General features: G+C 46.9%; 18 protein-coding genes. 13 read left to right on the top strand and 5 right to left on the bottom strand.

All coding sequences use genetic code 11. From position 1 onward, the window contains the following. Window positions 1-23 precede the first annotated feature (23 nt). The 4 genes from CI595_RS02130 to CI595_RS02115 are packed head-to-tail and all read left to right on the top strand — an operon-like array spanning window position 24 to window position 3,990. Window positions 24-1,085 carry a uroporphyrinogen decarboxylase family protein gene (locus tag CI595_RS02130; RefSeq protein WP_162291788.1) on the top strand — a complete coding sequence of 354 codons (1,062 nt, stop codon included), beginning with the start codon at window positions 24-26 and terminating at the stop codon, window positions 1,083-1,085. Between the two features lie 17 nt (window positions 1,086-1,102). Then, window positions 1,103-2,170 carry a TRAP transporter substrate-binding protein gene (locus CI595_RS02125; protein ID WP_162291787.1) on the top strand — a complete coding sequence of 356 codons (1,068 nt, stop codon included), beginning with the start codon at window positions 1,103-1,105 and terminating at the stop codon, window positions 2,168-2,170. 36 nt (window positions 2,171-2,206) lie between these two features. Then, window positions 2,207-2,701, top strand: a complete 495-nt coding sequence (locus tag CI595_RS02120; protein WP_095171228.1) for a TRAP transporter small permease — start codon at window positions 2,207-2,209, stop codon at window positions 2,699-2,701. An 11-nt stretch (window positions 2,702-2,712) separates the two neighbouring features. Further along, on the top strand, window positions 2,713-3,990 hold the full coding sequence (locus CI595_RS02115; protein WP_095171226.1) for a TRAP transporter large permease: 1,278 nt from the start codon (window positions 2,713-2,715) through the stop codon (window positions 3,988-3,990). A 93-nt stretch (window positions 3,991-4,083) separates the two neighbouring features. Here CI595_RS02115 and CI595_RS02110 read toward each other — a convergent pair whose 3' ends face one another. From CI595_RS02110 to CI595_RS02090, 5 genes are all read right to left on the bottom strand, one after another. Then, window positions 4,084-5,616 (bottom strand): BCCT family transporter, encoded by a 1,533-nt coding sequence (locus tag CI595_RS02110; RefSeq protein WP_095171223.1) that lies wholly within the window; start codon window positions 5,614-5,616, stop codon window positions 4,084-4,086. Window positions 5,617-5,746: 130 nt separating this feature from the next. Continuing rightward, window positions 5,747-6,871, bottom strand: coding sequence for an MFS transporter (locus CI595_RS02105; RefSeq protein ID WP_162291786.1), 1,125 nt, complete (start codon window positions 6,869-6,871; stop codon window positions 5,747-5,749). Between the two features lie 66 nt (window positions 6,872-6,937). Further along, a complete protein-coding gene (locus CI595_RS02100) occupies window positions 6,938-8,356 on the bottom strand; it encodes a trimethylamine methyltransferase family protein (RefSeq protein ID WP_095171218.1) in 1,419 nt (472 codons plus the stop codon). 145 nt (window positions 8,357-8,501) lie between these two features. After that, a complete protein-coding gene (locus CI595_RS02095) occupies window positions 8,502-9,149 on the bottom strand; it encodes a TetR/AcrR family transcriptional regulator (RefSeq protein ID WP_095171216.1) in 648 nt (215 codons plus the stop codon). A 204-nt stretch (window positions 9,150-9,353) separates the two neighbouring features. Next, window positions 9,354-10,217 (bottom strand): helix-turn-helix transcriptional regulator, encoded by an 864-nt coding sequence (locus tag CI595_RS02090; RefSeq protein WP_095171214.1) that lies wholly within the window; start codon window positions 10,215-10,217, stop codon window positions 9,354-9,356. Window positions 10,218-10,610: 393 nt separating this feature from the next. Here CI595_RS02090 and CI595_RS02085 point away from each other — a divergent pair, with 393 nt between their 5' ends. The 9 genes from CI595_RS02085 (at window position 10,611) to CI595_RS02045 (ending at window position 21,701) form a co-directional block, all read left to right on the top strand. Then, a complete protein-coding gene (locus CI595_RS02085) occupies window positions 10,611-11,606 on the top strand; it encodes an ABC transporter ATP-binding protein (protein WP_095171211.1) in 996 nt (331 codons plus the stop codon). Continuing rightward, window positions 11,593-12,564: an ABC transporter ATP-binding protein gene (locus CI595_RS02080; RefSeq protein WP_095171209.1), complete on the top strand. Its 972-nt coding sequence runs from the start codon at window positions 11,593-11,595 to the stop codon at window positions 12,562-12,564. The genes CI595_RS02085 and CI595_RS02080 overlap by 14 nt, the downstream gene beginning before the upstream one ends. Before the next feature lie 3 nt (window positions 12,565-12,567). Further along, window positions 12,568-13,950 (top strand): MmgE/PrpD family protein, encoded by a 1,383-nt coding sequence (locus CI595_RS02075; RefSeq protein WP_095171207.1) that lies wholly within the window; start codon window positions 12,568-12,570, stop codon window positions 13,948-13,950. An 8-nt stretch (window positions 13,951-13,958) separates the two neighbouring features. Next, entirely contained in the window at window positions 13,959-15,467 is a 1,509-nt protein-coding gene (argH, locus tag CI595_RS02070) for an argininosuccinate lyase (protein WP_095171204.1), read from the top strand. Between the two features lie 21 nt (window positions 15,468-15,488). Beyond that, a complete protein-coding gene (locus tag CI595_RS02065; protein ID WP_095171202.1) occupies window positions 15,489-17,096 on the top strand; it encodes a glutathione ABC transporter substrate-binding protein in 1,608 nt (535 codons plus the stop codon). Window positions 17,097-17,147: 51 nt separating this feature from the next. Then, on the top strand, window positions 17,148-18,068 hold the full coding sequence (locus CI595_RS02060) for an ABC transporter permease (protein ID WP_095171199.1): 921 nt from the start codon (window positions 17,148-17,150) through the stop codon (window positions 18,066-18,068). 9 nt (window positions 18,069-18,077) lie between these two features. Then, window positions 18,078-18,911: an ABC transporter permease gene (locus tag CI595_RS02055; protein ID WP_242987070.1), complete on the top strand. Its 834-nt coding sequence runs from the start codon at window positions 18,078-18,080 to the stop codon at window positions 18,909-18,911. A gap of 56 nt (window positions 18,912-18,967) precedes the next feature. After that, window positions 18,968-19,804: a hypothetical protein gene (locus CI595_RS02050; protein ID WP_095171197.1), complete on the top strand. Its 837-nt coding sequence runs from the start codon at window positions 18,968-18,970 to the stop codon at window positions 19,802-19,804. A 220-nt stretch (window positions 19,805-20,024) separates the two neighbouring features. Further along, a complete protein-coding gene (locus CI595_RS02045; protein ID WP_095172342.1) occupies window positions 20,025-21,701 on the top strand; it encodes an ABC transporter substrate-binding protein in 1,677 nt (558 codons plus the stop codon). Window positions 21,702-21,771 lie beyond the last annotated feature (70 nt).

The raw sequence follows: 21,771 nt of genomic DNA, 5'->3' as shown, positions 1-21,771 counted from the left end.
CAGGATTGTATTTGGGAGGCAAAATGAATAAAAAAGAAAGATTCTTAACAGCTGTAAAAGGCGGAACCCCTGATAAAGTGCCATATGCGCTTATTTCTCTATATCAAAACGTACAGGAAGCAATCATTGGCCATGAAATTACGCTTCCGGTATACAATGGATTGAATAATGCGGGCTGGCTTGGCGCACCAACAGAGGAGGCAAAGGTGGAACCTGTGTTTTGCTGTATACCGGAGACAGCGGAAAAGCTGAATCTGGATGCGATGACCATTCAGGTGATACCGCCTATGTTCGTAAAAAAGGAAATCAGAGGAGAGGATGCTTGTGTGGCTGGCGGACTCATTGACAGTGGGAAGGTATTGAGACAATGTGAAGCAGCTATGCCGGATCCGGATGATTCCAAATTGTTGGATACAATTAAACACATGGTGGATATGTGTCGGGATCACGAATTTGCCGTGGGTGCTAAAATTCGTCTTGGAGCTTCTCCTACCTTACTCAGTCTTGGGATGGATAACATCGCTATGATGATAGCAGAGGAAGATGACACGTTGGAGAAATGCATGGAGATGTATACCGACTGGACACATCGGTTCAATAAAAACCTTATGGAACTGGGGTTTGATTATTTCTGGACTGCAGATGATATTGCTTATACCAAATCTATGCTTATTTCGCCGGCAATGTTCCGTGAATATTTTAAAGACAGAATGAGGTATGCCATGGAGCCGATTACAAAGCCATTTATTTATCACAGCGACGGAAACTACTCACTGATTCTCGATGACCTTATTGATATAGGAGTAGACGCTATCCATCCGATTGAGCGAGGGTCTATAGATCAGGACTGGCTGCTTGAGAATTATAAAGGGAAGCTGGCCATGGTTGGCAATATTGATATCAACCATATTCTGTTTGATGCATCTGTGGAAGAGGTATATGAAGATGTTCGCACAAGAATTGAGACTTTTGGACCCGGAGGTGGTTATGTCCTAGCGGATTCCAACAGTGTTCCCGGATGGTGTTCACCTCAAAATGTAATGGCTATGAGCAAAGCGGTAGAAGAGTACAGGTACATTTATTAATTACAGGAGGGAAAAAAATGAAGAGAATGAAATTAGTGGTGGCTGTTTGTATGATCCTGACTTTGATCTTGTCCCTGGCCGCCTGCGGTACAGGAAATGATTCTGCAGCACAGACAGAAAAACCTTCTTCGGATTCCAAATCGGAAGAGAAAGCGGTACAGACAGAAGGAAGTGGGGCATATGTCTTAAAATTGGCTACATCCATGAGCAAAGAGGAAGCTATTGGCCAGCAGATGGAAATTTTGGCCGATAAGGTCAATGAATATACAGGAGGCCAGGTGACTGTAGAGAGATATTATAACGGAGAACTTGGGACCAGTAATGATGTAAACGAAATGGTTCAGCAGGGAGCCAATATTTTTAGTTTTGAAACAATGGATTTTTATGCGTCCTATGCATATGACCTGGGTATTCTGGACGGACCTTTCTTCTTTTATGAACCGGAAGAGATGAGGACTCTGGAAAAGTCGGACTGGTGGCAGGAACAGATGGAGACTTTAGCGGGTTCCAATCTTTACTGTCTGGGAACTATTTATTTCGGAAGCAGAAATGTGATCCATAAAGTAGGACCGGATGCTGATTCTCCCAGCGATTTTAAAGGGGTGTGTATGCGTACCGCCAATACTCCCATGCGTTATGCCATGTGTGAGGCTATTACAGGGAATGTGACCACAGTAGCATGGTCGGAAATCTATTCCGCATTAAATACAGGCGTGGCGGATATGTGTGAAGCTCCGCTGGGCTCTATAGTCGGAACTAAGATTTATGAGGTCTGCCCTTATATTACAATGGACGAGCATATCCATGCATTTATAGGTGTATCTGCGTCAAAAACATGGTTTGATACACTGCCTGAGGATATTCAGAAAAACATTCAGAAGGCAATTGATGAAGTATGTGATGATTCCATTGAATTCGTAAAAGCAGATGACGTCAAGCAGCGTGAGTTTTTAGAATCTGAAGGTGTGACCTTTGTTGATGTGCAGGATAAAGACGAATGGGCAGAAGCAACAAAATCAGCTTATGATGAAATGAAATTTACAGAAGGAACTTATGAAAAATGTATGGAGATACTTGGGCATTGACAAAAAGTGATCAGCTGCTGGAAAAGGAGGTTGCTTATGGAAAGGATGGATAAATGGATCACTCGGATCTGCAGTGTATTCGGCTGTCTGTCACTGGTAAGTATGATCTGCCTGATAGCTGTGAATGTTATTTTACGCTTTGTGCTGAGCAGTTCGATAAAATGGGCGGAGGAATATTCCTATATATTTTTCTGTTATGCGGTTTTTTTAGGGACGGTTCTGATTTATCAAAGTAAGGAAATCATATCTATCAATGCATTTGTACTCATGCTGCCCAGAAATCTTCAAAACGCTGTCTTTTATCTGAAAAGATTCTCTCTTGTGATCATAAATGGGATTTTGCTCTATCTGGCAATTGCATTTACCAGGCAGGGAAGTGCAAAATTTACGACTTTGATGCGAATACAATACACATATATTGATGCTTCTATGGCAATTATGTTTTTTTGCATGACACTGATAGCGATTAAAGATTTTATTTATGCGGTTAAGAAAAAGGAACTTGCAGAAACAGAGCGAAAGACTGAATAGGAGGACATTGTATGAACCTTTGGCCGTTACTACTGCTGGTGGTATTAATATTATTAGATTTTCCCGTATCATATTCTTTGATGTTGTCCTCTCTTTTTTATTTTGGATTTTTCAATACAGGTATGTCCGTGGTAATGCTGTTTCAGAGAATGATCGCGCAGTGTGAATCATTCACATTACTTGCAGTTCCTTTTTTCGTTACTGCAGGAGTTATGATGGAATATTCCGGTGTTGCTGCACATATGCTGAATTTTGCTGATCTGTTTACCGGCCGTATGCGGGGCGGGCTTGCACAAGTGAATGTACTGCTCAGTACATTGATGGGCGGCTGTTCAGGATCGGCAAATGCAGACGCGGCAATGGAAGCAAAGATGCTTGTTCCGGAAATGACAAAAAGAGGATATGATCCTGCATTCTCTGCCGGTGTAACAGCTACATCGGCTTGTATAACTCCGATTATCCCTCCGGGTATCACATTGATCCTCTATGCAACTTTGGCAAGCGTATCGGTATCGGATATGTTTTTGGCAGGATATTTGCCCGGTGCGCTGATGTGCATTATTTTAATGGTGGCCGTGTCGATTATTTCAAAGAAAAAAGGTTATGCTCCAACCCGTGATACCTGGCCTTCCTTAAAAGAAATTGCGGTTACAACAGCAAAGTCAATATGGGCATTATTTATTCCTCTGGGCCTTTTGATGGGGCTGAGAGTCGGGATGTTTACTCCCACAGAGGGTGGTGCAATTGTATTTATCTATTGTGTACTTGTTGGTTTTCTTGTATACAGGAAATTAAAAGTGCGGATATTACCTAAGGTTTTTATGGAGTCCCTGAAGACTACGGCGAATATTATGTTCATTATAGCAGGCGCAGCTGCGTTTAGTTATTATCTGAGCTGGGAACGTATCCCGCAGCTGGTATCTGCCGGTATTTTGGGGTTAACAACCAATAAATATGTATTTCTTTTGATTATTAATATTTTCCTGCTGATCTGCGGAATGTTTCTGGAAGGTACTGCATCTACGATTATTCTTGTACCACTTTTGGTTCCTGTTGTGCAGGCCTTGGGAATCAATCCGGTACATTTCGGTATACTGTTTGCGATCAATATCCAGATTGGAGGTACAACACCGCCGTTTGGAACTTTCATGTTTACTACCTGTGCGGCCACGGGAGTATCAATACAAGATTATACCAAAAAGACGTGGCCGCTTATTCTGGCACTTATTTTGTGTCTGCTCCTGATCACCTACTTACCGGGCATTTCTCTGTTTTTGCCTAATCTGTGATTATGGGGAATACAGATAATGGATGTACGAAAAGAGGGGGCATCGTGGGATGCCCCCTAATCATTTACAAATCGGAAGTCTGCTGCACATCTTTTATGAAGGCGTTTCTTTCTCCTCCCTATACATATGCGGCATAAACATAAGCTTTACCGCACTGCCCATAACCAGCAGTAAAAATACCGCCGCAGGAAGTCCACCGATATTGGATATCATTTTCAATCCGTCAACGCCGCTGCCCACATTCATCATGATAAGCGTAATGAACGCGATCAAAACAGCCCAGAGGATTTTAATACTGTTGGGGGATTCAGCCCCTTCCTTTTCCAGACCATGTGTGGACAAGTCGGAGATGGCGATAACTGTAGAGTCAGCCGCTGTAACAAAGGAGAGAAATACCGCTATGAGGAAAATAAAAACAAGGACCCCGGTGAAAGGCATATTTTCAAAAAGTTGGTAAATGGTGTTTTCAATTCCTGATTGAAACGCTTCCACCATGCCGCTGTTTGGCCGGTTTAGAGCAAAATGAATTGTGGAGCCGGACATAATGGTAAACCACAGGATACTGAACACAGAGGTAGAGAACAGGTTCATGGCCACTAAATCTTTGATCCTTCGTCCATATGCGATCTTTCCAAGGAAGATTGCTGTAATAGGTGCCCAGGACATCCAGCTGGCAAAATAGAAGATTGGCCACTGGGCTGTCCAGGAGTCTTTGGCAAAGGTACCGGTATAAAGAGACTTTGTAAAAAAGTGATTGAGATAATCACCCAGACATTCCACTCCAAAATTACATATGAAATGTGTCCCTCCGAATATCAGTACAAATCCAATGATGAAGAAGTAAATATAAACATTCATATTGGACAGCCGCCGCACGCCGCGCATGATTCCGGACAGTGCGGAGACAAGGAAGGTGATGATGACCACAAGCATGATCGCTGACCACACAAACGGGGTGGAGTCAATTCCAAACAGTTTATGAAGACCACCGCTTAAATTCAGAACTCCCACGCCCAGTGAACCGGTAAGTCCGGCTACGAGCGTGAACAGGCAGACGCTGTCTATGACTGCGTTCAGGTATTTGTGTTCCCGTCCGTTAAGCAGCACCGTGATCATAGCTGCCAGTGAAAATGACTTCTTCTTGTTGTAATAGCCAAAGGCGAACATGACAGCCGGAAGCGTGTAAATGGCGTATGGAAGTACGGTCCAGTGAGTATAGATCGCCGACATGGCAAATTTGGCGGCATCCGGTGACATGGCTTCGATATGGAGACTGTCCGGGGGATGCAGCAGGTGCTGTATTGGCTCAGCGGCTGACCAGAAGATAATGCCGCAGGCAATGGTAGTGCAGATATTGATGCTGAACCAGGAGAGCAGGCTCATTTTAGGCTTGGCACCTGCTCCCCCAATCTTTACTTTGCCGAATCCGGAAAAGTAAATGGCAATACACACGAAAAATATAAGGACGGGAAGTAAGATGATCAGCCACCCGAATTGATCAACAATGAAAGAATTTAAGGTGTTGACAATTTTTGTGAACAGATCACTGTCTGCTATATTTATGATAATACACACCAAAAACAGAAAAAAGGGCGGTAAAAACACTTCTGGTTTTATTTTTTTCATACCATCTGCCTCCGGACCCTATTCTTTTGCAGACTCTGTTTCCGGATGCACTTTTATGTATCGCTTATTTATGATGACCGCGATCACAATAGCAGCCAAACCACATATTGCCATAAAGGCAAACAGTTTGTTAAAGCCGCCCGTAATATCCTGATCCAGCCAGACCCCCACCATGGAGGTAATGAAAGCATCCGGTATATATGCGATAAATGCAATGATACCGCTGGCAGCACCCGTCAGTTCTCTGGGGATCACAGCCTCGTCCATGATCGAATAATAGATAGATTTGATCATATAGTTTATTCCCGAGATGATCACCGATACAACAATAGCGATCCATAAGAAATTTCCCAAAAAAGGCATGACAGCACTCGGTGGCAGCTATCAGCACAAAGATAAGAAATCTGGAACGGTATTTGAACCGATCGGCAATAATGCCGCCGATCACACCAAGGCCGATCGCCAGAATATACGTCCTTAAAATCTGCAGTCCGCTGGAGACAGCCGTGCTGGTGTGGAGGACTTGTGTGGTGTAAGTTCCAAAGTAATAGGCCCCGCCGCAGTTCAGCGCATAGCAGAAGAAAATGAACAGGCCCACAAGCCAGACACCCGGAAGTTTTAGGGCCGCAAGGATACTGCCTTTTTTAGCTGTCTCTTTCTTTTCTGTGTGAACAGAAGAGGGAAATACGATCAAAGCCAAAACTGCAAAAACAAAATAAATGACAGCAGCAATGATCAATATCATCCGGTAACCGCCCATCTCGTCAGAGAACAGGCTGAAGATCCAGATGAAAAGAAATCCGACAGCCGCAGAGACAAGGCTTCGCAGCGATTCACTGATTCCAAATAATCTGCCCTGTTCCGCATCAGAACCAAAGCTCCTCATCAGTGTAATGTACGGTGACCATAGTGTGGCAGTGGTGAATACAGCATATAAAGCAAATATAATGATGAGACTGGTGTATGACGGAAAAGAGGCCTGCCAAAGAGTGGTTGCGCCGGTACCTGCCAGAGAGATCCCAATGAGGATCTTAGGGCTGAACTTTTGTGCCAGGATCCCTCCTATGGCATAACAGAAGATTGCCAGAGTGCCATATACGGAGCCCAGGAAACCCAACTGTGTGTTGGTAAGACGCAGTGCAGCGATTGTCTGGTCATAAAAGGAGATGCGAATAAACGGAATGAAATAGATCATTCCAACCATAAAGCTTAAAAGGGTTACTAATAGGTTGCGTTTGGATCTTGATAAATTCATTCTAATTCCCTCCATGCTTTCTTACAGGCAGCGCATTTGCTGCGCTGGCCTGCCGGAACGTTACAGTTACGAGTCAATTGCCATATCAATATACGTTTCTTCAATATTCTGTCCTAGAAGCAGCGTCTTCAGATCCTTAAGAACTTCTGCAGATACCTCTGGTTTTTTGTATGCTTCCAGCAGCCGTGCTGTTTGCTTTTCTATATTTTTGTCAAACTGCTCTGCAGGATTGGCAATCGCCCCCCTTACGCTTACGTGAGGTGCAAATAATTCTTTACGGCAGAATTCCAGGGTATGTTCTTCTATGAGATATTGACCGGCATGTCCTACCTCATCAATGAGGTCAAGAGGAATGGTATCAGCATTCACTTCAATATCACGTATGTACCGCTCTGTAAAATCTAAGATTTCAAAATCAGTTATGAGTTTTTCATAAGAGACTGCAAGATAGCTGTTGATAATTCCGGCACTTTGGGTCATGATATTGATACCGCTTTCCTTGCAGGCCATGCAGGTCATCATGGATTCATATCCGGCCTGGGTGTTAAATGATTTTGCATCGCTTAAAGAGCCGCCGGCGCGGCTGGGAATACCATAGAATTTTGCCATTTCAGCACAATATTTATAGCTGAGGGCACCCTCAGGGGACCCTACAGCGATGGCCCCGGTTGCCATGTCCGCATTAGTGGACTGGGAACCGTAGATAACAGGCGCTCCGGGTTGACACATCTGGGCCAGTGCTATGGTGGCGAGAACCTCTGCATTGACAATGGCAAGCATACCGGCCAGGGTGACGGGAGCGGTGGTGCCTGCCATTGCCGCGGACGCAATGATGACAGGCTGGCGGTATTTTGCCATGGTGAGCACGGTCTCCGTCATGTTTTTGTCAAGATACAGGGGAGTATTGGTATTGGCAATGGTACAGATACGCGGTTTTTCCATCAGCTCCTCCACCGTAATTCCATAGCGGATACAGGCCATCCGGATGAGCATTTCCATGGAATCATAATCCCCTGCAGCGGCAAAGATACATTTTTGGGTATGCAGCATGCTAGCCAGGGCGAGAAGGGTTATGTAGGATTCCGTGGGAATATCATTGGGCTGACAGGCCAGTCCTCCGTTCAGACAATAGGATGGATTCCCCTCAAAAAGTTTCAGCAGCTTGATAAAGTCCGAAAACAGAGCAGGTCTGGTCCGGCCCTCTTTATCCATAATAAAAGTAGCACCGCCGCATGGACCGTTATAACGGCTGTTTCCCCCGATCTGCATGTTGTACTTGGGATCAGATGCATAGAGAGGTGCTTTGGCAGGGGCTTTTTTGACCCATTCCATTATCTGGGCCTCCGTAAAATGTGCCACGTTCTCATCCATTTTTATGCCATGGCTTTTCAGGATGCGGACTGCGTCCGGGTGGTAGAATTTCATACCTGTTTTTTGAAGGATGTTCATGCTGGCTTCGTGGATCTTTTTTACATTGTCATTCATTTGGAAAATAACCTCCTTTTTGTGGTGAACATGTTAACCTATGGGGTAAAAAAAATATGCAGCACAGGATAAAAGATTTTTCATCCTGTTTAGGGCGGAAATAAAAGTCCGCCCTATGTTGTGCCCATTGCAGGTCACAGAGCATTTAAATGAGATACATACGGATGTTTTTTTCAATCAGGGAATTGCAATGTGCAACCGCTTTTTTGTAGGCCTCCGAGTCCTTGGGACTATTGATATACTCACTCAAAAGTCCCCTGGCGATCAGGCAGTTGATCTGACTTACATACTCCGCATCATCATAGCTGAGCCGTCCTTCTGCAGCAGCACGGCGAAACCAGATGTAATCTCTGTCCTCAATACATCCGCTGAAAATGGAGCAGTAAAACATTGCAGTGTTGCTTCCCTCCACAAAGACAGGATACATTTTAAGATATTCCTGCAGTATGGATTCCAGCTCATTGCGCATGGTGCCCCAGAACAAATTTAAAAATATATAGGGATGCATAAATGCATACTTGTTAAAAAGTCTCCAGGCATTTATCTGTGCCTCGATAATATCATCCGCATTCTTCAGATTTTCCTCTAATTCCTCAATGTAAGGCTGCAAAAATCTTACGGAAGCCAGGGCCAGCAGATAGTCCAGGCTTTCAAAGTGCTTGTACAGAGCTGCGGGTGAACAGCCGACCCGTTTTGCCAGGTCCCGTACTCGAATATTTTCAGCGCCCTTTTCCAGTATCATATGATAAGCTGCTTCGATCAGTATTTGTTTGGTGTTATTTTCCGGGTTCATTCTTTATACCTGCTGTGATTTATTTTAATATTTATAAAATGGAATCATGGTAAACATGTTTACCGTATAGGTGAATCATAATCCATATCCATATTTTTGTCAATACATATTTTGGAGTTTGGCAGATCGTCTGATTGATTTATGATAATGTACTTATATACCACACGTGATTATGTCCCATTTTGGAGTTTGGCAGCACGCTTTTCAGCGGGTGAAAATATCCCGCTTCGGCGGAGTAGGTGATACATAGCTGTCCAGCCGCAAATACTGTCTGGCATATTGTTTGGGGGACATACCCACTGTCTTGGTGAAGGTATGTATAAAATGATTATTGCTGTTAAAACCGGCGCGCTCACCGGCCAGCATAACGGAAAGACCCTGTCTGAGATAGGATTTTGCCAGGGTAAGACGTCGTTTGATAATATAGTCTGTGATGGTCATTCCTGTCAGATCTTTAAAACGGTGGCTTAAATAATATTTGCTCACATAGAAATTCCGGGCAAGACAGTCCAGGCTTATTTTTTCGGTTATATGTTCATTTATATAGTCAATGACAGGATAATAAGCGGATATCTGTTCTTCACTGGGTACCTGCTTAATAAGCGGGGTATCGTAGAGAAAGTTTATATAGACCAATACTTCTGCCAGCAGAGTTCTGGCAAAAATGTCTCTGCCAAAGGCAGAGCAGTCCGAGGCCAGATAGTATTCAATTTTATTGATCAGTTTCAGCAAATGGTCTATCTGGTCAATATTGAGCTTGTTCATATGATTGAACTGATTATGATTTCTGAAGCATTTCAGCAGGTCAAATTCTTCTGTAGAGATTCCCTCCACTTCCTCCTGATAAAAACGAATGGAATAATACTGATAGATCGAGCGCGGCTTCGGTACACTTCTGTGCAGGTCGCTGCTGTTTAGAATGAAGATACTGCCTCTGGAAATGGGATATATTTTGTCACGGATATAGAAACTTTCGCCTTCTGACATGATGAGCAGTATTTCCATCTGGTCATGAAAGTGAAACGGACTTTCCTGCCACATTTCTTTTGTAAAAAAGCGTATTTCCATATCTGTTTTTCCCCCTTTTCCCCATACTTTACATTACTTTTTGAAAAGTATATCCCAGGCCGTTTCTTTTGTCAATAGATGTAGAAATATGGAAAATAGGTAAATAATTCCATTGCGATATCGCAAAATAACACATATTTCAAACGGAAATAAGCAAGATTCTGCAATACGGAAAATCCGGAAATGGAGACAGGATGAATTTATACGTTGAAAAACAAGGGTTTTTAAAGAAAAAGCGGTACAGATTAAAAAACAGCAAATTTAATGTCTTAACAAAGCAAGTTAAAAGAACATTTGATGAAAACAATTCGATATAATTGAAGGCAGTTATTTAGAAAAATTATAAAAAATTTGTAATTTACTGATTTCATGGCATGACCAGGAGGTGTGATTTTGGAAAAACTATTGGAAGTGAAAGATTTGAAAACGTATTTCTTTACCCCGGATAAGACAATACCGGCAGTTGACGGGGTGAGTTTTCATATCAACAAAGGAGAGACACTGTGTATTGTAGGGGAATCGGGAAGCGGTAAAAGTGTGACCTCTCTGTCCATCATGCAGCTTGTGCCCACGCCCCCTGGAAGATACGTCGGCGGCCAGATATTATTTGAGGGGGAGGACATTCTGAAAAAGCCGGAAAGCGAGATGTGCGGCATAAGGGGGAATGTCATCTCCATGATCTATCAGGAGCCTATGACTTCTTTGAACCCTGTATTTTCCATTGGAGATCAGTTGATGGAAACACTTCGGATCCACCAGAAGCTCAATAAAAAAGAGGCCGAAAAAAAGGCGGTCCACATGCTGGATCTGGTAGGGATTTCAGATCCCGGGTCACGTATGCGGGAATATCCGCACCAGCTGTCAGGGGGGATGAGACAGAGAGTCATGATCGCCATGGGCTTAAGCTGTGAGCCTAAACTTTTGATCGCGGACGAACCCACAACTGCCCTGGATGTGACCATACAGGCCCAGATACTGGACCTGATGAAGAAGCTGAAAGAAGAGCTGGATATGACAATTCTTTTTATTACCCATGACTTGGGAGTTGTGGCGGAGATGGCACAGCGGGTCATTGTCATGTATGGGGGAAGAGTTGTGGAGGAGGCAGAGGTCAGGGAAATATTTAAAAATCCCAGGCATCCTTATACACTTGGCCTTTTAAAGTGTATTCCCAGAATGGACAGCAGACAGAAACTGGAAGTGATCAAAGGTATGGTGCCATCCCCGGACAAGTTTGCAAAAGGGTGCCGCTTTCATCCCAGATGCCCTTACGCAAAGGAAATATGCACCTGCCGGGAACCGTCGGAACAAATGATCGGGACAACCAGAGTGACATGCCATTTTCCTCTGGGTACAGATAAGGAGGATACGTGCAATGGGAGAAGGTAATAAGAAAGTACCATTGCTGGAAGTGAAAAATCTCGGAAAGGATTTTGTCAGTAAAGGCAGCAAAGGGAAAAAAACAGTACATGCGCTAAGCGGAATCTCTTTTACCGTATACAGGGGGGAGACCTTTGGACTGGTAGGGGAGAGCGGGTGCGGCAAGACCACTGCGGGGAGGGTGATAAACTGCCTGACAAAGCCCACGCAGGGGGAGGTTCTGTTTGAAGGAAAAGATTTGTTTCAGATGTCAAAAAGTGAGATGAAAAAGGTCAGGAGAGAGATACAGATGATATTCCAGGATCCTTTTGCTTCTCTGGACCCCAGAATGACCATAGGCAGTATAATTGAGGAACCCCTTCTCATCCATTGTATCGGCTCCAGAGATGAGAGACGGGAAAAGGTGAAGAAAATGCTGGAGAGAGTGGGATTGCAGCCGGATTACTATCACCGTTATCCTCATGAATTCTCAGGTGGCCAGAGACAGCGGATCGGGATAGCCAGAGCACTGATCTTAAATCCCAAACTGGTCATATGCGATGAGCCTGTGTCAGCTCTGGATGTGTCCGTGCAGTCCCAGATCTTGAACCTTTTGGATGATTTGCAGAAAGAGCTGGGCCTGACATATATCTTCATTGCCCACGGATTAAGTGTAGTAAAGCATATTTCAGACCGGGTCGGAGTCATGTATCTGGGAAAGATGGCGGAGATCGTCAACGCAGAGCAGTTGTTTGAGAAACCGGCACATCCTTATACGCAGGCCTTGCTGTCCGCCAATCCCATACCGGACCCTGATTTTGAAAAGCAGAGGATCATACTTGAGGGTGATATCCCTTCTGCATCCAACCCGCCGACTGGGTGTTATTTCCACACCAGATGCAGATACTGCAAACCGATTTGCAGGGAAAAAGAACCGCCGTACGGGCAGATAGGAGACAGGATCGTGGCATGTCACTTTCCGCTTTAGCAGATGAAAGAAAGAACGGGAATAGAAAGGCTGGTTAAATATCTGTTTGAACATCAGGAGACGCTGCTGTCTCCAAAAGCAGAACAGGCAGCCAGAATGTGCATTTTAGACGAAATCGGGTGCGGGATCTACGGCAGCCGTACACGGGAAGGAAGGAATCTGATACAGGCAGCCGCAGACCTTAAATACTGCGGTGATATTCCGGTGTGGGGGACACAAAACTTGCTGACCGAGGATATGGCGGCCATGGTAAACGGTGCGTTATGTCATATCAGGGAACTGGATGATGTCCACTATGCCATATTACATACAGGGGCCGTATGTGTGCCTGCCGCCATGGCAGTTGCGCAGCGCTGCGGTTCCACATGGAGGCAGCTTCTTGGGGCGGTCATTACAGGAGTGGAGGTATCCGTCAGGATCGCGGAGGGGATGGATTTTTTGGAACACAGGGAAAGGGGCTGGCACGGAACTGCAACCTGCGGCTCGTTTGGTGCTGCAGCAGCCGCCGGAATGCTCCTGGGACTGGATGAGCAGCAGATGACAAATGCGCTGGGAATTGCGGGGAGCAGAACAGGGGGAAGCTGGGCTTTTGCCGCAGACGGGGCCATGACAAAACGTATCCATCCGGGACTGGCAGCCAGGGACGGGATATTAAGCGCTTATCTGGCAAAACACGGGATCACAGGACCCCGCCATGTACTGGAAGCTGCGGACGGTGGGATCTACCGCATGATGAGCAGCCGGTATTGTCTCGGCGTGCTGGATGCCGTAAAAGAAAAAACAGCTATTGAGGAGGTAGAGTTTAAATGGTTTGCGTCCTGCAAATCCGTACATTCCCCTTATACTGCGGCCTATGAGATCTACAGAAGACATGGATTCAGAGAGCCGGAAGATATCTGTACCGTGCGGGCAGAAGTGAACCGGTCAGCCATAGAGATGGCAGGCAGTAATTACCGGCAGGATTCTATCGTGTCCGCACAGATCAGTATTCCGTACGGAGTAGCGCTGGGTCTGATGGGCTGCAGGGGGCAGGCCGGGGACTATACGGAGGAACGTTTAAGAGACAGCAGGATCCTGGAAACTGCCGGTAAAGTAGTGGTTGCGGAAAGTGAAGCCATGAACCGGCTGAGGCGAAATGAAAAGCGCAGTGCCGCAAAGGTCACGGTTCATTGGAAAGATGGCAGCAGTGACGCAGAAACCGTGACCGCACCCAAAGGGTCCATGTTCAACCCTCTGTCAAAAGAAGACATTACCGGAAAATTTATGGACCTGACAGGGGGCATAGTGGGGGAACACGTAGCAAGGGAAATAGCTGATACGGTTTTAAAAAGCAGCAATATGGAAAATACCCACAGAATTACAGATATTTTAAAAAGGCAAATATAGGAGGAGAAATGGAGAACAAAGAGAAAAAGGGAGGATTTTTTGAACAGATACAGGGAAATATCAATCCGGTGGTCCTGAAATATTATTATGGGCCGAAAATGATGGAATCCGATACTTCGTTTCCCTATTTGGTCCGTGTCATGAAAGCCCATGTTATCATGCTGAAAGAGCAGAGCATTATTCCAAAGGAGGCAGCCCGCAGGCTGTTGTCTGTGATGGAAGGATGGGGGGAACGGATTCCAAAGCTGGACCCGTCACTGGAGGACCTGTACATCAATCTGGAACATCTGATCACTGTGGAGGCCGGGGAGGATGTGTGCAGTTTTCTGCCGGTTGCCAGAAGCCGCAATGATGTGGAGGCAGCCATGTGGAGAATCGAGCTGCGGGAAAAACTACTGTTTCTGGCAGATGCCATTCTGGAGCATGTTGAAGTCCTCCACAAGCGTGCAGAGGAAACCGTGGACTACATTTTTCCGGGCTATACCTATGGGCAGCAGGCACAGCCTGTCAATATGGGATTCTATCTGTCGGGGATCGCGGCTCCTCTTTTGAGAGATGCGGAGAGGATACTGCAGTGTATTGACCGCTTTAACAAAAATCCTCTGGGCGCTGCTGCCATGTCCGGGACCGAATATAACATAGACCGGGAACGGACGAAAGAATTGCTGGGATTTGAGACAGTGTGGGAGCACACGGGAGATGCGGTGGCCAGCGCAGATTATATGATGGAAGCAGCGGGCATCGGCATCTCGGTCCTGGTCACACTGGCAAGACTTGCGGAGGATATTATCAACTGGTGTTCCAATGAAGCGGGTTTTGCTGACCTGTCCGATGATCTGATCGATTCAAGCAGTATTATGCCCCAGAAGCGGAATCCTGTCATCTGTGCAACCGTGCGTTCCCAGGCCAGGCTTATGTCAGGGCGGTATGCCGGAATTTGTTCTGCCTGTTCCGTGGAATTTCAGGCCAGCAGGGATATGACGGCAGCCTGGACAGATGTACTGGAGTGTGTGGAGACAGCCAAAGGCATGTGCAGGATCAGCGGAGAATATGTTAAATCCCTAAAATTCAACAAGGATGTCATGGAAGAAATTTTGTATAAAGGTTTCTCAAATGCCACGGAATTGGCAGACAGCCTGGTGTTGGAAGGAAAGCTGTCTTTCAGACAAGCACACAGAGTGGTGGGAGGGGCGGTCAGTGAGCTTTTCCGCGGAGGAAAAGGCCAGGATGCACTGACCTGGGAATTGCTGGATCACTGGTGCCATGAGATCTGCAGCACCGGCCTCCCTCTTACAAAAGAGCAGGTAGACAATGCAAAGGATTTCAGGATTGCAGTGGAAAGAAGGGACTGTCAGGGGGCAGCCGCACCTTCCCAGGTGTACAGAATGTTGGAACTGCAGAAAGAACAGGGCCAGTCAGTAAAAAAAGATGCGGAGAGAAAGAGAAGTGTATGGAAAAACGCGGAGGAGAAGATGCATCAGTGTGTGCAGACATTTCTCTTAGACGGAAGGCCGTAAAGGCAGAGGAGGGTTTAGCTGATGAAGAGAAAAATGTATTCAATGATTTTATCCGGTATTTTAGTGCTGGCATTATCGGCCTGCGGAGGAGATTCCGGGAATAAGAAAGAGCAGACTCAGGAACAGACACAAAATTCGGAACAGACACAAAATTCAGACCAGACGGATGCCCGGACAGGGCAGGTGGCAGACGAACTGATCGTCCTGACGGGAAGTGATGCGTCCACTTTTGACCCTCATTTCTGTACGGATTCCGCAACAGAGATCTTTAATAAAAATATCTTCAACAATTTGGTGCGCTTTAATGAAAATATGGAGATAGAGCCGGATCTGGCAAAGGAGTGGTCTATCTCAGAGGACCAGCTGACCTGGACCTTTAAACTGGAAGAAGGTGTAAAATTCCATGACGGAACAGATTTTAACGCGGAAGCGGTAAAGACTTCCTTTGAGAGGGTGCTGGACGAAAACCTTGGTTCGCCCAGGAGGTCTGTACTGGCTGCTATCACGAAGATAGAGGCTGTGGATGAAAACACGGTAAATATATCAACCGACGTGCCCTGCGGCGCTTTGCTGCAGCAGTTGTGCCACCCGGTCGCAGCTATTATCAGCCCTAAGTCTCTGGAAGAGTATGGGGAAGAAATCTCCACACATCCGGTCGGAACAGGTGCCTTTCAATTTGTGGAGTGGAAGACAGGGGAAGAACTTGTCCTGGAGCGAAACGTGGATTATTTCAAGGGGGCCCCGGCTGTAGAGAAGGTATATTTCAGAGTGGTTCCCGAAGATGCCACCAGAGCGCTTCTGCTCCAGTCAGGCCAGGCGGATGTTGCCCTCAGACTTCCGGTAACTGAGACAGACAGGCTGGAAAGCGACCCGAATGTAACGATCCAGAAGGGTGATACGGTCATGACCATGTATGTTGCTCTCAATAACAGCAAAGGGGTCCTTAGGGATGAAAAAGTACGTCAGGCCATGAATTACGCGGTGGATAAAGATGTGATCGTCAAAGATATCCTGGGCGGCATGGCTACTGTTTCAGACTCCCCCATCTCTCCTTATACATGGGGATATGATTCCAGTATGAAGTACGAGTGTGATGTGGAAAAGGCCAAAGAGCTGCTGGCAGAAGCCGGATATCCGGATGGGATTGAACTGGAATTGTGGACGCCTGTGGGACGTTATCTTATGGACACACAGGTAAGCGAGAATCTGCAGGCACAGTGGGAGAAGGCCGGGATCCATGTGAATATCCGTCAATGGGAATTCCAGGCCCTGATGTCTGAAGTGAAGAATGGGGAATTTGATATGGTCCTGCTGGGATGGAGTCCGTCCACAGGGGATGCTGACCAGGGATTATATCCTGTATTCCACTCCACGCAGTTCCCCCCAAACTCCAACAGAGCTTTTTATAATAACCCGGAAGTGGATACGCTTTTGGATTCAGCCAAAACTGAAGTGGATGAAACTGCCCGCAGAAAGATGTATGCAAAAGCGGAGAAGACCATCATGGAGGACGCTGCCTGGACATTCTTGTATTATCCAAAACAGGCGTTATCCTACCGCAGCAATATAGCGGGGATTGAGATGCTGCCCACAGAACATATTATGCTGGAAAAAGTCACAAAGCAGTAGAGTACCGGCCTGCGGAAATCCGCAGGCCATAAAAGCCAAGGAGGCGGTTGTTTGCTGAAATATATAATAAAGAAAATTATTTTTACATGCATTGTGTTGATAGGGGCAGCCACTTGCGCCTTTCTGCTCCTCCATGCCATTCCGGGAGATACCGCGGAGGCCCTGGCAGGGCCCCAGGCAACCGTGGAGGATGTGGATAACCTGCGGCGTGCCATGGAACTGGACCAGCCCTTGGGAAAGCAGTATGTCAGCTACATGGGAAATCTGCTCCACGGTGATCTGGGATATTCCTACAGGACCAACAAGCCGGTCATGGAAATCCTGAAGTCCGCTTGGCCGGCAACCCTTCAGCTTGCGGTATGCAGTATGATCGTGGCAGTGCTGCTTGGCGTTCCCATCGGTATTTTTGCGGCCATTCACAGGGGGAAGCCGGGGGATACCATTGCCATGGTGGCGGCCTTTTTGGGCGTATCCATGCCCTCTTTCTGGCTGGCGCTGCTTTTGATCATAGAATTTTCAGTCAACCATAACTGGTTCCCTTTCTATGGAAGAGAAGGGATTTCCAGCTTTGTCCTGCCGTCACTGACTCTGGGCCTGGGTGTGGCTGCCAATATAGCCAGACTTACCAGGACAAGTATGCTGGAGGTTTTAGGGCAGGACTATATCAGGACAGCTAAGGGAAAAGGTGTAAAAAGCGGGAAGATCATATGGGTCCATGCACTGAGAAATGCGGCTGTGCCTGTGGTCACTATCATTGGCCTTCAGTTTGGTGTACTGCTTGGAGGACAGGTGGTGACCGAAACTGTATTTTCCTGGCCGGGAATCGGCAGGATGATAGTGGATGCGCTAAATACCAGAGATCTGCAGATCGTGCAGGGCGGTATTTTGATTCTTGCGGCTACTTTTACAATCATTAATCTGATCACGGATTTGGTATATGCACTGCTGGATCCCCGTATCAGGTATTCTTAGAAGGGAGGGATGGATGTGAGTACATTTCGTAAGATATTGAGAAACCCCAGTGCGGTTGTGGGGTTGTGCATTCTTCTGCTCCTGATCGTTGTGAGTATTGCAGGGCCTTTTCTGGTACAGTCTCCTTATGAGCAGAATACCGCCATCAAACTTATGCCCCCTTCCCGGGAGCACTGGTTCGGCACGGATGACTTTGGGCGTGATGTGTTCAGCAGGATTGTAACAGGAGCACATTATTCCCTTCTGGCAGGATTTATATCAGTGATCTTGGGACTTACGGGGGGACTTTTGCTGGGAGCCTTTGCCGGATTTTACGGCGGCCTTTTAGATCAGATACTCATGACAGTCTGTGATATACTGCTGGCGTTCCCCAGTGTTTTGCTGGCGATGGCTATTGTCATGGTAATGGAACCCGGAATATATACACCCATGGTGGCAGTTGGCATCAGCTCCATACCAGTGTTCGCGCGTCTTGTGAGAGCACAGTTCATGTCGCTTCGGGAGAGCTGTTTTGTGGAGGCTGTGCGTTCAGCGGGGGCAGGGGATCTGCGGATCATTTTCCGGCATCTCCTGCCAAATTCCATCGGACCTATTATTATTCAGGCTACGCTCAGAATCGGTTCCTCTATTCTGCTTGCCGCTACACTGAGTTTTCTGGGGCTGGGAGCACAGCCGCCTACACCTGAGTGGGGGGCCATGTTAAGCGCTGCGAGAAATTATGTGTGGACAGCTTCCTATCTGGCTTTGATTCCGGGTCTGGCCATTACCGTTACCGTGGTGGCGGTGAATTTGATCGGAGACGCGCTGCGCGATTACCTGGACCCCAGAACAAGAAATATGTAGACCATGCCGGGAGAAAATACTTCAGCAGGTCCGCGCAGTTAGTTGGGAGGATAAGAATGGCGAAAAAAGTACAGGTTACATTGACCGGAAATGAAGGAAAGCGTCTGATCGCAAAAGCGGCAGTGAGGATGCCGGAGATACAGGGGCGCTTAGAGAAACATAAAATTCTTTTATGCGGCGGAACTACCGTGTCGGCTCTCTCGGAGGAGCTGGGTCTGGGGCCTCTCCGCATATCAGGCAGAATTGATGCCAGCGGTGCCAGAACTGCCCTGAAAAAGGCTAAGGCTCCCCATAATCTGCTGGTGGATCAGGGGAAAGGACAGAATGTGGACAGCAGTATCCAGAAGGTGGCAGAAACCCTGAATGACAAAGACTTGGTTATTGTGGGGGCAAATGCCATTGACCCCATGGGAAGAGCAGCACTGGCTTTTGCGGCTCTTGGGGGAGGCAGCAGGGGATACGCGCTTCACAGTGCGTATATGCAGGGGGTTCCCATGCTGATCCTGGCGGGCATCAATAAATTGATCCCTGATTTGGGGGCTGCCCAGGCCCACAGCGGCAGAGCAGGTATTGATCTATCCATGGGGGCAGCCATCGGACTGTACAATATTTATGGCCCTGTCATCACGGAACTGAAAGCATTTGAGATCCTCTTCGGGGTGGAGGCAGTGGTGATAGCCGGCAGCGGATTCGGTACCGGTGACGGAACCCGGACTTTTGTGCTCCATGGGGAGGAGGCAGCCATCCAGCAGGCATGGGACCTCTGTCTTGGACTGAAGGGGGCAGGGGTATCCGCATGTGAGGACAGTCTGTTTACCTGTGTAGGGGGATGCAGACACTGCCAGCGTCATGTTGGCTGCTATTATAAAGAGCTGGCCCAGGGCGAAGACTGAACCCCGGGATGGGGTTAAAACAGAAGGGACTAAAGTCTGTAATTGGCATAAATACCGCCGGTTACGGGCTTTTTTTCTTTTGAAAAACCTTTCTTTTAAAACCCCGGGGGCGGCTTGCGGGCCATTTTTCCCTCTGCTATACTCCATTCATGACAGCCCGGAGGAAGGGGAATATTTCCGGACAGACAAAAGATATCTAACAGGAAAAGGAGCAGAACGTATGAAGAGAAAGATTGCAGCAGTCCTCTGCTGTCTGGCAATGACTATGTCCATGCTGGCAGGCTGTGGAAACGCGGGGGATTCCGGTACCGACTCAGCAAAAGAAACAGAGCAGAAAGAGGATACATCCTCTAAAGCGGACGCAGCAGAAGAACCGCAGGAGGAGACTGGGGGGAAGGATGAAGTTACTATCGGATTTTCCAACGATGCAGATAGTTGGGACCCATGTACGGGGTTTGGTTATACAGGTTCCCCGCTGTATTCCTCTTTAGTGAAAGTAAACGGGGATGATAAGCTGGAGAACGATCTGGCAACGGAGTACCATGTAAGTGAAGATGCCCTGACATGGACTTTCAAAGTCAGGGATGATGTGGTGTTCTCAAACAAAGAACCGCTGAAGGCATCAGATGTGGCGTTCACCTTCAACACGACAAAAGAGAAGGCAACCTACATGGATCTTACCATGCTGGAGAGCTGTACGGCAAAGGATGACACTACCGTGGAATTTAAGCTGAACAAACCTTGCGTGACTTTTATCTATACCATAGCCCAGATTGGGATTGTCCCTGAGAAATCCTACAGCGACAAATTCGGGCTGTCCGCAGAAGAAACCATCGGTTCCGGCCCATACAAGCTGACCCAGTGGGACAAAGGGCAGCAGTTCATCATGGAAGCCAACGAGAACTATTACGGAGAACAGCCTGCCATCAAGAAGGCAGTATTTTTGATCCAGGAGGAGGATGCCAGATTCGTATCCGCCAAAGCCGGGGATGTGGATATTGCGCTGACTTCCGCCACGATTGCCACCAATGAGATCGAGGGCATGCATGTGGAGGAAGTGGAGTCTGTAGATAACAGAGGTATCACTTTGCCCACAGTTCCTGACGAAGGAAAAACAACAGAGGACGGCTACAAGATCGGAAACAACATTACCTCAGATGTCAATGTCAGAAAGGCTTTGGCTTACGGCATTGACAGGGAAAAAATCATTACAGAAGCGCTGAACGGTTTTGCGAAACCGGCCTATACCGAATGCGATGGTATGCCCTGGTGGAATGAAGAAACAGTTATTGATACCGATGTGGATCAGGCAAAGCAGCTTTTGGATGAAGCGGGATGGAAAGATGAGGATGGAGACGGGATCCGGGAAAAAGACGGCACAAAGCTGGCTTTTAACTTAATGTATTTTGCAGGAGACTCCATGCGTCAGGCGGTTGCCATGTCCGTAGCAAACCAGGCAAAGGAAAATATGGGATTTGACATTACCGTGGAAGGTGTCAGTGCAGACGATACAGTAAAGAGAATGTTCTCGGAACCCATGATAATGGGATGGGGTTCTGATAGTCCCATGACCTCCTACATGTTGTATCACAGCAGCAATGCAGGTAAGACCGATTTTTATAATCCTGAGTTTTATACCAGTGAAAAGACGGATGAATACTTGGATCAGGCCATGAACTCCATTAACATAGAAGATTCTTACCAGTGGTGGCAGAAGGCTCAGTGGGATGGGGAGACAGGTACTTCCATGAGAGGGGAAGCACCCTGGGCATTCTATGTGAATATGTCCCATCTTTATTATGTGAAAGACGGATTGGATATAGGAAAACAGAGGATTCATGCCCACGGCGCAGCATGGCCTCTGGTTGCCAATCTTGCAGAGTGGACCTGGAATTAAAAGAGAGCAGGGAATTTTGCTCCGGACGTAAAACCTGTACTATAGATTTTGCGTTCGGGGCTGTTCGTGT

Source organism: Blautia hominis (assembly GCA_002270465.1).
GTDB classification, from domain to species: Bacteria; Bacillota; Clostridia; order Lachnospirales; family Lachnospiraceae; genus Blautia; species Blautia hominis.
This window is presented reverse-complemented; position numbering and strand designations above follow the sequence as displayed.

What these genes read in the sequence shown, in the direction of transcription:
- CI595_RS02100 (WP_095171218.1), bottom strand. Translation starts at nt 8,356, where the DNA reads ATGAATGACAATGTAAAAAAGATCCACGAAGCCAGCATGAACATCCTT.
- CI595_RS02080 (WP_095171209.1), top strand. Translation starts at nt 11,593, where the DNA reads ATGGGAGAAGGTAATAAGAAAGTACCATTGCTGGAAGTGAAAAATCTC.
- CI595_RS02115 (WP_095171226.1), top strand. Translation starts at nt 2,713, where the DNA reads ATGAACCTTTGGCCGTTACTACTGCTGGTGGTATTAATATTATTAGAT.
- CI595_RS02050 (WP_095171197.1), top strand. Translation starts at nt 18,968, where the DNA reads ATGGCGAAAAAAGTACAGGTTACATTGACCGGAAATGAAGGAAAGCGT.
- CI595_RS02130 (WP_162291788.1), top strand. Translation starts at nt 24, where the DNA reads ATGAATAAAAAAGAAAGATTCTTAACAGCTGTAAAAGGCGGAACCCCT.
- CI595_RS02065 (WP_095171202.1), top strand. Translation starts at nt 15,489, where the DNA reads ATGAAGAGAAAAATGTATTCAATGATTTTATCCGGTATTTTAGTGCTG.
- CI595_RS02110 (WP_095171223.1), bottom strand. Translation starts at nt 5,616, where the DNA reads ATGAAAAAAATAAAACCAGAAGTGTTTTTACCGCCCTTTTTTCTGTTT.
- CI595_RS02125 (WP_162291787.1), top strand. Translation starts at nt 1,103, where the DNA reads ATGAAGAGAATGAAATTAGTGGTGGCTGTTTGTATGATCCTGACTTTG.
- CI595_RS02045 (WP_095172342.1), top strand. Translation starts at nt 20,025, where the DNA reads ATGAAGAGAAAGATTGCAGCAGTCCTCTGCTGTCTGGCAATGACTATG.
- argH (WP_095171204.1), top strand. Translation starts at nt 13,959, where the DNA reads ATGGAGAACAAAGAGAAAAAGGGAGGATTTTTTGAACAGATACAGGGA.
- CI595_RS02090 (WP_095171214.1), bottom strand. Translation starts at nt 10,217, where the DNA reads ATGGAAATACGCTTTTTTACAAAAGAAATGTGGCAGGAAAGTCCGTTT.
- CI595_RS02105 (WP_162291786.1), bottom strand. Translation starts at nt 6,871, where the DNA reads ATGAATTTATCAAGATCCAAACGCAACCTATTAGTAACCCTTTTAAGC.
- CI595_RS02095 (WP_095171216.1), bottom strand. Translation starts at nt 9,149, where the DNA reads ATGAACCCGGAAAATAACACCAAACAAATACTGATCGAAGCAGCTTAT.
- CI595_RS02055 (WP_242987070.1), top strand. Translation starts at nt 18,078, where the DNA reads ATGGATGTGAGTACATTTCGTAAGATATTGAGAAACCCCAGTGCGGTT.
- CI595_RS02075 (WP_095171207.1), top strand. Translation starts at nt 12,568, where the DNA reads ATGAAAGAAAGAACGGGAATAGAAAGGCTGGTTAAATATCTGTTTGAA.
- CI595_RS02120 (WP_095171228.1), top strand. Translation starts at nt 2,207, where the DNA reads ATGGAAAGGATGGATAAATGGATCACTCGGATCTGCAGTGTATTCGGC.